Annotated in this window: 10 protein-coding genes; all 10 read left to right on the top strand. The window is 51.3% G+C overall.

Annotated elements, in window-relative coordinates; genetic code table 11:
- Nucleotides 1–5: 5 nt before the first annotated feature.
- The 10 genes from ilvN (at nt 6) to ABD920_RS02700 (ending at nt 14189) form a co-directional block, all read left to right on the top strand.
- Nucleotides 6–614 (top strand): acetolactate synthase small subunit, encoded by a 609-nt coding sequence (ilvN, locus tag ABD920_RS02745; protein WP_345156616.1) that lies wholly within the window; start codon nt 6–8, stop codon nt 612–614.
- Between the two features lie 129 nt (nt 615–743).
- Nucleotides 744–1790: a ketol-acid reductoisomerase gene (gene ilvC, locus ABD920_RS02740; RefSeq protein WP_345156615.1), complete on the top strand. Its 1047-nt coding sequence runs from the start codon at nt 744–746 to the stop codon at nt 1788–1790.
- Nucleotides 1791–1796: 6 nt separating this feature from the next.
- The gene (ilvA, locus tag ABD920_RS02735) at nt 1797–3068 is read left to right on the top strand and encodes a threonine ammonia-lyase IlvA (RefSeq protein WP_345156614.1); all 1272 of its coding nucleotides are present in this window, start codon (nt 1797–1799) and stop codon (nt 3066–3068) included.
- Nucleotides 3069–3571: 503 nt separating this feature from the next.
- The gene (locus tag ABD920_RS02730) at nt 3572–5611 is read left to right on the top strand and encodes a sensor histidine kinase (RefSeq protein ID WP_345156613.1); all 2040 of its coding nucleotides are present in this window, start codon (nt 3572–3574) and stop codon (nt 5609–5611) included.
- Between the two features lie 28 nt (nt 5612–5639).
- Entirely contained in the window at nt 5640–6062 is a 423-nt protein-coding gene (locus ABD920_RS02725) for a VOC family protein (RefSeq protein ID WP_345156612.1), read from the top strand.
- Between the two features lie 5 nt (nt 6063–6067).
- Nucleotides 6068–8188, top strand: a complete 2121-nt coding sequence (locus tag ABD920_RS02720; RefSeq protein ID WP_345156611.1) for a tetratricopeptide repeat-containing sensor histidine kinase — start codon at nt 6068–6070, stop codon at nt 8186–8188.
- Nucleotides 8185–10416: an ATP-binding protein gene (locus ABD920_RS02715; RefSeq protein WP_345156610.1), complete on the top strand. Its 2232-nt coding sequence runs from the start codon at nt 8185–8187 to the stop codon at nt 10414–10416. Before ABD920_RS02720 ends, ABD920_RS02715 begins: the two co-directional genes overlap by 4 nt.
- Complete coding sequence (locus ABD920_RS02710; RefSeq protein WP_345156609.1) at nt 10413–12590, top strand: ATP-binding protein; 2178 nt, start codon at nt 10413–10415, stop codon at nt 12588–12590. Before ABD920_RS02715 ends, ABD920_RS02710 begins: the two co-directional genes overlap by 4 nt.
- Nucleotides 12591–12768: 178 nt before the next feature.
- Nucleotides 12769–13146: a response regulator gene (locus tag ABD920_RS02705; RefSeq protein WP_345156608.1), complete on the top strand. Its 378-nt coding sequence runs from the start codon at nt 12769–12771 to the stop codon at nt 13144–13146.
- On the top strand, nt 13146–14189 hold the full coding sequence (locus ABD920_RS02700) for an adenylate/guanylate cyclase domain-containing protein (RefSeq protein ID WP_345156607.1): 1044 nt from the start codon (nt 13146–13148) through the stop codon (nt 14187–14189). Before ABD920_RS02705 ends, ABD920_RS02700 begins: the two co-directional genes overlap by 1 nt.
- The last annotated feature ends 106 nt before the right edge of the window (nt 14190–14295 follow it).

Below are 14295 nucleotides of genomic sequence, written 5' to 3'. Positions count from 1 at the left end.
AGGGTATGACGAATCAGAATCATATAGACAGGCAGGAGTTCAACATCACGGTATACACCGAGCACCACGTGGGGCTGTTGAACCGGATTGCCACCATCTTCTCTCGCAGGAAGATGAATATCGAAAGCCTCAACACCTCGCCATCCGAGATAGAGGGCATCCATCGTTTCAACATCGTGATCCACGAGTCGGAGGAGGTGGTGCGCAAACTCACCCGGCAGATAGAGAAGCAGGTAGAGGTGCTGAAAGTGTACTACCACACCAACGAGGACGTGATCTGGCAGGAAATGGCGCTTTACAAGGTGCCGACCGATGTGATCGCAGAAAAGGCGCTGGTGGAGCGCTTGCTGCGCGAGAACGGGGCCCGCGCTGTGGTGATCCGGAAAGACTACACGGTGTTTGAAACCACCGGCCACCGCGAGGAAACCGACAACCTGATCAAGGTGCTGCAGCCATATGGTCTGATAGAGTTCGTGCGCAGCGCCCGCATCGCCATCATCAAAGGCAGCGAGGGCTTTAACCGGAAGCTACGGGAGTTTGAGCGTGCCGAGCCGGGCGAGGAAGTAAAGGAGAACGAGTACCTCAACAGCCGGGAAAAGATCTTCTCGATGTAGGGCATATATAGCGATAGGAGAGAAGAAAAGGGAAGCGAACCTATATAGGCGTTACGAATCCTCTCCCCTGCACCAGTTTGAAAAAGAATATTATCAAAAATCAATAAAACTAAAACCAGCTAAAACAAAATGGCAACTATCAATTTTGGAGGAGTAGACGAAACAGTGGTTACACGCGAGGAATTCCCGCTTTCTAAAGCGCAGGAAGTCCTGAAAGACGAAGTGATTGCTGTAATTGGGTACGGCGTGCAGGGCCCCGGACAGGCGCTTAACATGAGAGACAACGGTTTCAATGTGATCGTTGGCCAACGTAAAGATTCTCCCTCCTGGGAAAGAGCAATTAAAGACGGCTGGGTGGAAGGCGAAACCCTCTTCTCGATTGAGGAAGCAGCAGAGCGCGGCACCATCATTTGCAACTTGCTCTCCGATGCCGGACAAATAGCGCTTTGGCCTGTGATCAAGGAAAGACTGAAGCCCGGTAAAACATTGTATTTCTCCCACGGCTTCGGCATCACCTTCAAGGAGCAGACGAACATCGTTCCACCGGCTGATGTGGATGTGATCCTGGTGGCCCCTAAAGGAAGTGGCACCAGCCTGCGCAGGCTCTTCGTTAGCGGCGGCGGCCTGAACTCCTCTTTCGCGGTATTCCAAGATGCCTCTGGTAAAGCGTATGAAAAAGCGGTTGCCATGGGTATCGGCGTGGGCTCCGGCTATCTTTTCGAAACAGATTTCAAGAAAGAAGTATACAGCGACCTGACAGGTGAGCGCGGGGTGCTGATGGGCGCTCTGGCCGGTATCATCGAGGCCCAGTACCAGGTGCTGCGTGAGCGCGGACACTCTCCGTCTGAAGCTTTTAACGAAACAGTAGAGGAACTGACCCAAAGCCTCGTGCCGCTGGTAGGCGAAAACGGCATGGACTGGATGTATGCTAACTGCTCCGTAACCGCACAGCGCGGCGCCCTCGACTGGAAAGGCAAGTTCAGAGAGGCGACCCTGCCCGTGATAAACGAGTTATATGACAGCGTGGCGTCCGGCAAGGAAGCAGAGCGCACCATCCAGCGCGGTTCAACGCCAGGTTACAGGAAAGAGCTGGAGGCAGAACTGAAAGAACTGCGTGATTCAGAATTATGGCAAACGGGCGCTACCGTAAGGAAGCTGCGCTCCAGATCTAAGTAAAGGCATATGGATAAAGATACAGTCGCTTTAGACAACGTAGTCTCTGTTGAGAATGTAGAGCGGGCAGCGAAGAACCTGAAAGGGGTGATCAACAAGACGCCTTTGCTGCAGAACCACTGGCTGTCGCAGTTGTACGATGCCCATGTGTACCTGAAGCGGGAAGACCTGCAGGTGGTGCGCTCTTACAAGATCAGGGGTGCCTATAACAAAATGAGCACGCTGCCGAAAGTGGAAGGCGAGCGGGAGATCGTTTGCTCCAGCGCCGGCAACCATGCCCAGGGCGTGGCCTACGCGTGCCAGCTGCTTGGTCTGAAGGGCTATATCTTTATGCCAGCCAATACACCCGCCCAGAAAGTGAACAAAGTGCGTGGGTTCGGGAAGGAGATGGTGGAGGTGGTGCTGACCGGCGACACCTACGACGACACCTTTAAGGCGGCCAAGGAGTTTTCCGACAGCCGTGGCAGCACCTTTGTGCCCCCCTTCGACGACATCGCCATTGTGGAAGGGCAGGCGACGGTGGGGCTGGAGATTCTGAAAGCCGCCACGTTTCCCATCGATTACCTGTTCATGCCGATTGGCGGCGGCGGCCTGGCGGCCGGGGTCTCCAGCATCTTCAAGCAACTCAGCCCGCACACCAAACTGGTGGGCGTGCAGCCGCAGGGAGCCCCGTCGATGTACAACTCGCTGAAGGCGCAGAAGCGCCTGGCGCTGGACGCCATCGACAGTTTTGTGGACGGCGCGGCCGTGAAAAGCCCGGGTGAGCTGACCTTTGAGATATGCCGGGAACTGCTGGACGATGTGGTGCTGGTGCCGGAGGGGCAGGTGTGCGTCGACATCCTGAAGATGTACAACGAGGAAGGCGTGGTGCTGGAACCGGCAGGAACGCTTTCCATATCCGTGCTGAAGTACTACGCTGACCAGATCAAAGGTAAAAATGTGGTATGTGTCGTCAGCGGCAGCAACAACGACATTACCCGCATGGAGGACATCAAGGAGCGGGCGATGCAGCACCAGGGGCTGAAGCATTACTTCATGATCACCTTCAACCAGAAACCCGGTGCCCTGCGCACGTTCGTGAACAAGGTGCTGCACCCGGAGGATGACATCATCCACTTCCAGTACATCAAGAAAAACAACAAGGAGAAAGGCCCGGTGTTTATTGGGGTGGAGGTAAAGCAGGCACAGGATGTGGAGGATATAAAGCTTAGAATGACGGAAGAGGGCTTTGGCTACGAGTACTTAAACGGCAAGCAGGACTTCCTCAACATGTTCTTATAATAGTAGTAGTTGTTTGTTTTATAGTAGCAGCCGCTCTTTCTTTTGATTGGGCGGCTCTTTTTTTGCCCTCTGCGGCAGGGGCATCCTTCTCGTGAAGCACTGATGCAGCAGACAGAATGTTTGGCTGAAGAGGGCATGGTCACACCCACACCCTTTTCTCAGTTATAATCCTGCCCACGAGCAGCTATTAACAGTAGGATAGCACATTGGCTGCAGTCCCTGATTTATATATTAGGCACCTCTATATAATATAAGATATTTTCCGTATAATTATTAGCTGTTAGCCTTTGGCTGGACAGCCTGCCGGTCTATCATCCATGCATGATGTAGCAGGGCATATATATGACAAACCCCTGTATGGTTTTAGGTGGTCTGAATCATAGAAAACAAGAAAGGTGTTGGGGAGCTATTTAGGAAACTCTTGTCCGACTGGATGTTGCTGAGCTGCGCGCCGGGTTTGCCCCTGAAGCGCGTTTACATAGAATGTTTAAGCTGCTTCTGCCATGAGCCTGCTTCTGCAAACCACTGTACTGCTGATGATGGAGTGGTTCCAACTCCGGCCGCAAAGTACTGCTGCCCTCGCTGAGTTTACCCTCTGCCTGGTTATCTCGCTGTACCTGCTCAGTATCCGGGACAAAACGAAAGATGGTTTCCTTATCACCGGGATGTTCATCCTGCACACCCTCTACAATGCTGTTTCCTTTTTCCGCAATTCCGCTTTTGATACGCCGGCTTACGAGCCCATCGTATGGGTGCACAGTGTTATTCTGATAATCCTGGCACTGTACCACCTCCTGTTCTGCTATTCATACCGACAAAACCCCTACCCCAGGGAGATGCGTGCGGTGCTGCTGGTAAGCGCGGTGGTGCTCTTTATAGGGCTTTCGTTTCACAGAGTAGGGTTTCCCTGGACTTTCCCGGTGCAGTTTGTAATCGCCGTCTGGATCGTGACGGTGTTCGTGCGCAAAGCCATATGGTCTATACGAATACGGCAGAAAGCAGGCGCGGCCGCTAAACCCGCCTTGCCGGTGACGCGCGAAAGCGTACTGCAGGAATTCATCGAGCCGATCAGCCGTGATACAAAAGCATACCGCGTGTTTGCGCTTTGGTGCCTGTTGCTCGTCGCTACGTGGCTGAACGCCAATCTGGGGGTGTTTCAGATTATTCCGGTGTGGTGGGAGCAATTGCACCACGCCTTTTACCTGGTGCTGCTCACCTGGATCGTGATCAACTATATGTCTTACGCCCAGGAAACGACGACTTTCCTTGCCAAGCTGGTAGGGCTGTTCATGTGCCTGACATTGGTGCTGCTGGGGATGCTTAGCTTCCTGCTCTACGGTGTAGATAACCAGGTGGGCGTAAGCGAAGACAAGAAAAATGCCCTGCGCATCCTGGCGTACCTCATTCCCCTCTCCACATTTATTATTGTGCTGGTGTTCCCCGCATTTTTCAAGAGCAACCTGTTGCGGCCCCTTAGTTATGTGCTGCGGGGGGTGCAGCGGGTGAATGCAGGAGAGTTGCGCGTGGAAGTGCCTGTGGAGGTGCATGATGAGATTGGGGCGCTGGCACAACAGTTTAACCATATGACTGCCTCCCTGCGGCGCTACGCAGAGCAAATGGAGAGCCTGGTGGCCAAGCGCACAGAAGAGTTGGAGCGTAAATCATATGAACTGGAACAACAGAAAGCGCAACTGCAGCACACCCTCGACAACTTAAAGGCCACACAGGCGCAACTGGTGCAGTCGGAGAAGATGGCCTCGCTGGGGGAACTAACCGCCGGTATTGCCCACGAGATCCAGAACCCACTAAACTTTGTGAACAACTTTACCGAACTCAGCTCAGAATTGGTTGAGGAACTGCGCCATGAAATCAAACAAAAGGACAGCGCCGGCAACGATTCTGGGACAGAGGCCATTCTGTCAGACCTGGAGCAGAATCTATCCAAAATCTACCAGCACGGGCAGCGAGCAGATGCCATCGTGAAAGGTATGTTACAGCACTCCCGCAAGAGCTCCGGCCACAAAGAGCCCACCGACATCAATGCCCTGGCCGATGAGTACCTCCGCCTGGCTTACCACGGCCTGCGCGCCAAAGACAAAAACTTCAACACCAACCTTGTTACTGATTTTGACAAAGAGGTTGGTCTGGTGGAAGTGGTGCCGCAGGAGCTGGGCCGGGTGCTGCTGAACCTGTATAACAACGCCTTTTATGCTGTGCAGCAGCAAAAGGAGCACAAAAAGGAGGAGGAGTATAAGCCGCAGGTGGCAGTGAGCACGCGGCGCCTGGAGGATGTAGTGGAGATTCGGGTGCGGGACAACGGCCCGGGTATACCGAAAACAGCCGTGAGCAGAATCTTCCAGCCTTTCTTCACCACGAAACCTACCGGGCAGGGCACCGGGCTGGGCCTATCGCTCAGCCACGACATTGTTACCAAGGGCCACGGGGGCAAGCTGACCTTCTCGACTGCTGAAGGACAGTATACAGAGTTTATAATACAGGTGCCTGTGGTGAATGTAAATGAAACTGTTCTGGTGACCACCTGAGCGTCACCAGCCAGCCTGAATTAAAAAAATGAATTATATCCACCTAATCAAATTCGTTATGGCTATCAACATCAAAACCTCGGGTATTCATCATATCGCTTTGAGGTGTAAGGACATGAACCGGTCGAAGAAGTTTTACAGTGACGTACTTGGCTTCGATATTTTACTCGATACCCCGCACCTGTTCGGGATGATGATCGGTTCAAATTTTATTGGGTTCATGGAGGCTACCGCGCAGGAGGGTGACGAGGCGGTGTTCAGCCCCTTCCGGATCGGGATGGACCACCTGGCGATGGCATGCGAGGATGAGGAAGAACTGCACCGGGTGGCTAAAGCCTTAACGGAAGCCGGCGTCGAGAACACTGGCGTTAAAAAAGACGCCACTTTAAACAAAGACTACGTCGCATTTAAAGACCCCGACAGAATTCAGTGGGAGCTTTACATGGTCTGAAGCATATGCAGGATCCGGCTATACCTACCGTTGCTGAAGCCACTCAGAATAAGGTGGACGCCTTGAACGGCAAAGCATGGGAGTTGATGGTTGTCGACTCGAACCAGGCGCTTTCGCTCAGCGAGGAAGCCGTGCGTCTTGCCGGGAGTGTGGGGTATCAGAAGGGGGAAGCGGATGGGTTGCGTACCCTGGGGTTTTGCCATATCAGGCACTCCGATCATGACAAGGCAACAGCCTGCCTGGAAAAAGCCTTTCCGATCTACGAGACCCTGAAAGACTTGAAAGGCCAGGCCGATATATGGCAGTACAGAGGCATCATAAGCCGTTGCAGGGGCAATTACGGGGATTCGCTTGATTACCTGTATAAAGCGCTGACCATAAGGGAAAAGCTGGCGGGCCAGGAGGGAATCCCGTTGAATTTATATGATCTGGGGATCACCTACAAGTATCTCGGTAACTTCAGCAAGGCCATGGACTACCTGCTGCAGAGCCTGTCGGATGCGAGGAGGAAAAAGGCTGTGCTGACGGAGTCATACGTGCTGAATAACATCGGCCTGATCTATTTCGAGAGTTGCGATTACTACAATGCCCTGGCGTATTATCAACAGAGCCTGAGGCTCCGGAAACAAAGCGGCGACCAATGGGGCGAGGCAGGATGCCTGGATAACATCGGCACGGCCTACTATAAGCTCGGGGACCATGCGAAAGCGTTGTCATTCTGCGAGCAGAGCCTGGCCATCTCTGAATCCGCCGGGGACAAGAAAGGGCAGGCAAACGCACTTTTCCATATCGGCAGCATAAACTTTGGGCTTAAAAACTATGAGTCGGCTTTCCAGTACTGGCTGAAAAGCCAGCAGGTGCGGGTGGAGATTCAGGACAGAAAAGGCCAGGCAGAAATCCTCTATTTCTTCAGCCAACTCTACAGTGACCAAAGATACACCGGGGCAGATTTCGAAAAAGCGCTTCTTTACTTAGACGAAGGCCTGCGCATCGGGGAGGAGATCAAGGCAAAAGACACGCTTTCCAAGATTCACAAAGGCTATTACCAGGTGCTGAAGCAGGCTGGAAGGTACCAGGAGGCACTTCTGCATTATGAGAAACACACCGCTCTGGAAAAAGAGGTCCACAGCGAAGCGATGAGCAAAAAAGTGCTTGACCTGGAGATCTCACACCGAATAGAGCAAGCCATGAAAGAAACAGAGGTGTTTAAACTGCGCAATACCGAGCTTGCCAGGCTGAATGAGGAAATCCAGGAGCAGAAAGAGCGGACGGAACTGCAGCGGGATGTGCTCAGGAAGGCGCTGACGGACTTAAAAGCCACGCAGTCCCAATTGGTGCAGTCGGAGAAGATGGCCTCGCTCGGGGAACTGACCGCCGGCATTGCGCATGAGATCCAGAACCCCCTCAACTTCGTGAATAACTTCTCGGAAGTGAGTATTGAACTGTGCTCGGAGATAGGGCAGGAACTGGACGCGAGCCAGTTGGCCGACGCGCGCGCATCCCTGGCAGACCTCGTTCAGAACCTCTATAAAATTCAGCAGCACGGGCGGCGCGCCGAGTCCATCGTGAAGGGCATGTTGCAGCATTCACGCAGCAGCACCGGTCAGAAAGAGCCGACGGACCTGAACGCGCTGGCAAACGAGTACATGCGCCTTGCATACCATGGTTTGCGGGCAAAGGACCAAAGCTTTAACACCGCCCTTGCCACCGATTTCGATGAGCAGCTTCACAAAGTAAACGTGGTGCCGCAGGAACTGGGCCGGGTATTGCTGAACCTGTTCAACAACGCCTTTTACGCCGTGCTGCAGAAACAGAAACAGGGCCTGGCAGGATACAAGCCTGAGGTGCGGTTGAGCACGAGGCAACTGCCAGATCAGGTGGAAGTCCGGGTGCGCGACAACGGCACCGGCATCCCTGAAAATGTGCGGGCCAAGATTTTCCAGCCCTTTTTCACCACCAAGCCCAGCGGGCAGGGCACGGGCCTGGGGCTGTCCCTGAGTTACGACATCATCACCAAGGGCCACGGCGGTGAACTGCGGGTAGAGAGCAGGGAGGGGGAGTACACGGAGTTTATTATCCAATTGCCGGTGCCTGTTGGTTCACCTGTTAAGCCCACGTCCTCATGAAACCACGCTGCCTGCTGCTGTTCCTCTTAGTGCTGCACCACCTGGCTATTGGCCAGGCTAGCACAACCATGGCACAAGTGCTCTTGATTGAGGCTTTGCCGGAAGAGGGAATCCTGCTGGATAAAGGGTGGAAATTTCAGGCAGGTGATAACCCAGATTGGGCTGATCCTGATTTTGATGATACGCAGTGGCAGCCGATCGATCCTACTGAAGATATTAAAAACCTGCCGCAGCTGTGGCAAAACAACATTGTCTGGTTTAGGTTGCATCTCTCTGTAGATAGCTTAGTGCGCCAGCAGTCGCTTGTCTTGTATGGGCATCAAACAGGTGCCGCCGAAATATATCTGAACGGGCGCCTGATAAAGCGCTTGGGTGTGGTGAGCGGTAAACCTGAAGAGGTGCAGGCACACAAGCTGCCACTGGGACTGATGATCCCTTTGCCATTGAGGGGAGGGGCTGATCAGGTGCTTGCAGTGCGTTTTGCGCTGCAAAAGAACCTCCCTTACCTCCAGTATGGAGGCATAGACAATCCTGCTTGGATGATGAAGGTGAGCGGAATAAATGAGGCTGTCAGCTATATGAAAGCAGAGGATGACTCTCCCTTTGAGTTTTTCAGGACAGGGGCATTCCTGATTCTCGCGGTTCTGCACTTTGCTTTCTTTTGGTTTTACCCCGCGCAGCGGGCCAACCTGTATTTTTTCCTTTACACTCTTTTATCAGCACTTTGGTCTTATTTATTTAATTTATCTTTCAAAGTCTATCACCAAGATATTAAAGCATATTTGATACTTTTTGTATATGTATGTGTTTCCCTTAGTTATATTTTTTACCTAAGGGCCCTCTACATGATTTTTAATAAACACAAGGGAATCTTTATTTGGGTAATAACTACTGCACTCCTTCTCTATACTCCCCTCGCATTATGGCTTTACCACCACACAAACTTATTGCTTACTTCGGTTATCTTATTGATTCCATTAGAAACAATGAGAGTGTCTTTGCTGGCATTACATAGAAAGCAAAGAGGCGCAAAGATAGTGGCCGGGGGAGCGATCAGCTTTTTTGTCTTCTACTTTATTTTTGTAGCTATGTCCTACGGTTATATACCTGCAGGCTCAAACTTTATTACAGGAGACATTATGTGGAATATAAGCGCATTAAGTTTTCCTGTTTCCATCTCCATTTTACTGGCGCTAGAGTTTGCCTTCACCAGCCGCACCCTGGAAGCAAAGCTGGTAGAGGTCCAGCAGCTGTCGGAGAAGACAATTTCCCAAGAGGTCGAGAAGCAGCAAATTCTTCAGTCCCACAATGAAACCTTGGAACGTCAGGTGATTGAACGCACCACTGAGGTGGTAGCGCAAAAAGAAGAACTGCAAAGCACTCTCGAACACCTGAAAGCAACCCAATCCCAACTCATCCAGAAAGAGAAGATGGCTTCCCTGGGAGAGTTGACTGCTGGCATTGCCCATGAGATCCAGAATCCCCTCAATTTCGTCAACAATTTTTCTGAAGTCAGTTCGGAACTGGTAGAGGAACTGAAACAGGAGGCCATAGCAGATCATAAAGAGGAGGTACTGACGATTGCAGCCGACCTGAAGCAAAACCTCGCGAGGATCCATCAGCACGGGCAACGGGCAGATGGCATCGTAAAGAATATGCTCCAGCATTCCCGCGCCAGTTCCGGAGAGAAGCAGCTGACAGATATCAATACTTTAGCTGATGAGTACATGCGCCTTTCCTACTATGGATTTCGTGCTTTAGAAAAAGAATTTACCTGTACCCTCTCTACATCATTTGACCCTAAACTGAAGAAGGTGGAGGTAGTACCACAGGATATAGGGCGGGTGCTACTTAACCTGTTCAACAACGCTTTCTATGCTGTGCAACAGAAACAGAAACTGGTACATGCCGGAGCAAACGGCGAGGAGAGGGCTTATATGCCTAAGGTGAGCGTCAGCAGCCGCAAATCGCAAAGCCAGGTGGAGATCCAGGTGCGGGATAATGGGGTGGGGATGCCAGAGAGCGTGAAACACAAAATCTTTCAGCCCTTCTTCACCACTAAGCCTGCCGGCCAGGGAACAGGCCTTGGATTATCACTTAGCTACGACATCATCACAAAGGGGCACGGCGGAGAGATGCAGGTAGAGAGCAGGGAGGGGGAGTACAGCGAGTTTAGCATCAGACTGCCATATACCACAACATTCAACAAGCAACCCATAGTGCTATGAAAGCGGCTGTCTTACTTTGCTTTTTCTTTGCTTTTGTGCAGCTAAAGGCACAGCATAAAGCTGATCGTGTATTTCAGTTGCAGCAGATACCGGAAGAAGGCGTATTGCTCGATACGGGCTGGAAGTACCAGGCAGGCGACAACCCGGCGTGGGCTGAGCCAGGATTCGATGATGCGCAGTGGCAGCCGATCAACCCCACGCAGGACATTCATGAACTTACGCAAGTTCCGGAAAATGGCATTGGCTGGTTTCGCCTGCACCTGTCCCTTGACACGACGGTACGGAAACAGCAACTGGCCCTGCTTATTCAGCAATCGGGCGCTTCAGAAATATACCTGAACGGTACATTGATTCATCGCTTTGGAAGTGTAAGTATAGAACCGGGAGAGGTGAAAGCGTATGATCCCATGTGGCGGCCCGTTATGGTCCCATTCACGAAGGAAGCTCACCAGGTTTTAGCCGTTCGCTATGCACTTGAGCCTGGCTTGTCCTACACCACCATGTTCGAAACCTCTAATCCTGCACTCAGGATCAGCATAAATAACCTGATCACAGCAATTGAAAATCATGAATATTTCTTTACCCGCCTCTTAATTTTCTGGACTTTTATGATTGGGGCATGTGCCCTGCTGATCTTTTTACACACCGCTTTCTACGTATTTCATCCGCAGCAGAAAGCAAACCTTTCCTTTGCTTTGTTTGCTTTTTTCTTCATAGCGCAGAACATTATCAGAGTCTGGATTTTTGTTGATGGGCATGTAGTTTCATCCCGGTTTCTTCTCTACAATACCTGTTTTTCGTTGCTTCTGATTGCTGATATGTTCCTGCTGACAGCCATTTACCAGTTATCCAACACAAAGAGAGACTCTTTATTTCTTGGCCTGCTGATTTTGGTGGTAATAAGCGTATTCTTCATTATACCGCAATATGGTTGGGGTTGGATTGTAGGAGGAGCTTTTCTAGAGGTTCTGATCAAGCTGAATATTCTCCGCGTTGCACTCCAATCTGCCAACAGAGGTAAGAGAGGTGCCTGGTTTATTGCCTGGGGAGCCGTCGCCTGCCTTTTATTTTTTGTGATATTCCTTTCATTAGGCGTGCTGACAAGAGAGTTCCTCATTGGGGTCAGCCCTTTCAGGTCCATGCTCTACGTGATATCTGTGTTGAGTATACCTATTGCGACCTCTATTTATCTTGGTCTTGATTTTGCCTTCATCAACAACACCCTGAAAAAAAAGCTGGAGGAGGTAGAAGAACTCTCGCAGAAAACCATTTCACAGGAAAAAGAAAAGCAGGAGCTGCTTGCCTCCCAAAACGAAACGCTTGAAAGGCAGGTGGAGGAAAGAACCGCCGCCTTGCAGGAGTCGCTGGAGGAACTCAGATCCACCCAGGTACAGCTCATCCAGAAAGAGAAGATGGCCTCTCTGGGAGAACTGATGGCCGGAATAGCCCATGAAATACAGAACCCGCTCAATTTTATAAACAATTTCTCCGAGGTAAACAAGGAGCTGATCGAGGAGATGCAGGAGAACCTCCATACTGGCCAAGTAAAGGAGGCGGGGGCGATAGCCTCGGGTCTGAGAGAAAACAGCATTAAAATAAGCCATCATGGCAAGCGTGCTGATGCGATCGTGAAGAACATGCTGGAGCACAGCCGCACCACAAAAGGGGAAAAGCAGCTGACAGATATAAATGCACTGGTCGATGAATACCTGCGCCTTGCGTATCATGGCGTACGGGCTAAGAACAAAGCATTCTGTGCGGTTATAAAAACTGATTTTGGAGCGAGGACGGGTCCCGTAAATATTGTTCCCCAGGATTTTGGAAGGGTGCTGCTGAACCTTTTCAACAATGCTTTTTATGCTACGCAGCAAAAGAAAGCAGCAATGGGTGATACTTATCTGCCCGAAGTGCGGGTTTGTACGAGTTGCGAGCATGGTAATTTAGAGATCAGGGTGCGCGACAACGGGACCGGTATATCGGAGAAAGTGCGGGCCAAGATTTTCCAGCCCTTTTTCACCACCAAACCCAGCGGGCAGGGCACGGGCCTGGGGCTGTCCCTGAGCTACGACATCATCACCAAGGGCCATGGCGGTGAGCTGCGGGTGGAGAGCAGGGAGGGGGAGTACTCGGAGTTTATCATTTATATACCTGCTTCAGTTGTTGCAGCTGCATAGTGGGGGGCGTTCATGGTTCAGCAAATGCCAATGCTGTGCATGCGGCAAGGAGGTAGTAGATGAAAATGCTTTAATACACTACAGAAACCAATAAAATTAACTGTCTAAAATTTTTATTGCCGTATATAATTATATAATGGGATAATTTTTAAATTGTATAGGATATTCTAAGCTAAGTATGAATGTACTTGTTGTTGATGATGAGCTGGATGTGCAGCCGCTGTTTGAACAGCGCTTCCGTAAAGAGATAAAGAAAGGCGAAGTTAGCCTCTCTTTCGCTCATTCCGGCGAGGGAGCCTTTTCATATATGGAGCAGCATCCTTCCGAAGTCGTGCTCATACTTTCTGACATCAACATGCCTGGCATGAGCGGTATTGAACTGCTCCGCAGGATCAGGCAAAAATATAATTCTCCGCCTCCCATTGTGATGATGATTACAGCGTACAGTGACGAGGAAAACTATCAGCAGGCGATGAAGTACGGGGCCGACGATTTTCTGACGAAGCCGCTGGACTTTAATCTTTTAAAGGAGAAACTCAAAATACTGGTATCCTAATGGCTAAAATACTTGTAGTTGACGACGAAGCCGACCTGGAGCTGCTGATAAAACAGAAGTTCAGGCGGAAAATAAGGGAGAACACTTACAAGTTTGTATTCGCTCAGAACGGCGTGGAGGCGCTGAAGAAACTGCAGGAACATCCCGATCTGGACATTGTGCTGAGTGACATCAACATGCCTGAAATGGATGGCCTCACCTTGCTGACAAAGCTGCCCGAGGCTAACCCGATCATCAAAGCCGTGATCGTGTCGGCTTACGGCGATATGGAGAACATCCGGACAGCCATGAACCGCGGCGCCTTTGACTTCATCTGCAAGCCCGTGAACTTCGAGGACCTGGAGGTGACCATGGAGAAAACGATGCAGCACGTGAACCAACTGCGGGAAACCGTGCGCGCCATCAAGGAAAACAACATCCTGAAGATGTATGTGGATGAAACAGTGCTGAATTTCATGATTCACAAGGAGTTTGAATCCAGCCTACTGCTGAATGAGACCATTGAGGCCACCGTCACTTTCATTGACCTGTGCGGTTTTACGGCGATAACGGAGCGCGTGCCCGCCAATACTGTGGTCAGTCTGCTCAACAACCTCTTCGACCTGATGGTGAAGGAAGTGATCGCGCAGGAAGGGCATATAGACAAGTTCCTTGGAGATGCCGTGATGGCCGTTTTCAGGGGCAGCTACCACCTCGACCGTGCCATTGATGCAGCGCTGGCCGTCCGGAAGGCATTTGAGTCGGTGCCGGAGATTCAGGCGGAAGGCACAATGTTCAAACCCCAGGTGTCGATCGGTATCGGTTCCGGGGAGATGGTTTCCGGGAATATCGGCTCGGCTTCGCTCCGGCGCCTGGATTATACCGTGATCGGTGATGCCGTAAATGTCGCACAGCGACTGCAGGCAGTGGCCCAGCCCGGCCAGATCGTGATTCCGTCCACTATATATGAGCAGGTGAAAGAGTCGTTCAGGTGCCAGCATATTGGCGAGGTGAAACTGAAGAACAAAGCACTGCCGGTGGTCATTTACGATGTTCTGGAATAATCCGCTTCATCATTTACCTCCTTTCCCTCCGATCGTTCGCATAGCCTCAGCTTCATTCTTTGCTTTGCGCAAGTTAATTTTAGGCGGCAGCGCAAACAATGTGCTG

The sequence above is a fragment of the Pontibacter saemangeumensis genome (genome assembly GCF_039541895.1).
In the GTDB taxonomy this organism is placed as follows: Bacteria; Bacteroidota; Bacteroidia; order Cytophagales; family Hymenobacteraceae; genus Pontibacter; species Pontibacter saemangeumensis.
Note: the sequence above shows the minus strand (reverse complement) of the source record. Positions and strands in the feature narration are given on the sequence as shown.

Excerpts from the sequence above, each read along its gene's own strand:
- ilvC (WP_345156615.1), top strand. The coding sequence starts at position 744 with ATGGCAACTATCAATTTTGGAGGAGTAGACGAAACAGTGGTTACACGC.
- ilvA (WP_345156614.1), top strand. The coding sequence starts at position 1,797 with ATGGATAAAGATACAGTCGCTTTAGACAACGTAGTCTCTGTTGAGAAT.
- ABD920_RS02730 (WP_345156613.1), top strand. The coding sequence starts at position 3,572 with ATGAGCCTGCTTCTGCAAACCACTGTACTGCTGATGATGGAGTGGTTC.
- ABD920_RS02700 (WP_345156607.1), top strand. The coding sequence starts at position 13,146 with ATGGCTAAAATACTTGTAGTTGACGACGAAGCCGACCTGGAGCTGCTG.
- ABD920_RS02710 (WP_345156609.1), top strand. The coding sequence starts at position 10,413 with ATGAAAGCGGCTGTCTTACTTTGCTTTTTCTTTGCTTTTGTGCAGCTA.
- ilvN (WP_345156616.1), top strand. The coding sequence starts at position 6 with ATGACGAATCAGAATCATATAGACAGGCAGGAGTTCAACATCACGGTA.
- ABD920_RS02715 (WP_345156610.1), top strand. The coding sequence starts at position 8,185 with ATGAAACCACGCTGCCTGCTGCTGTTCCTCTTAGTGCTGCACCACCTG.
- ABD920_RS02705 (WP_345156608.1), top strand. The coding sequence starts at position 12,769 with ATGAATGTACTTGTTGTTGATGATGAGCTGGATGTGCAGCCGCTGTTT.
- ABD920_RS02720 (WP_345156611.1), top strand. The coding sequence starts at position 6,068 with ATGCAGGATCCGGCTATACCTACCGTTGCTGAAGCCACTCAGAATAAG.
- ABD920_RS02725 (WP_345156612.1), top strand. The coding sequence starts at position 5,640 with ATGAATTATATCCACCTAATCAAATTCGTTATGGCTATCAACATCAAA.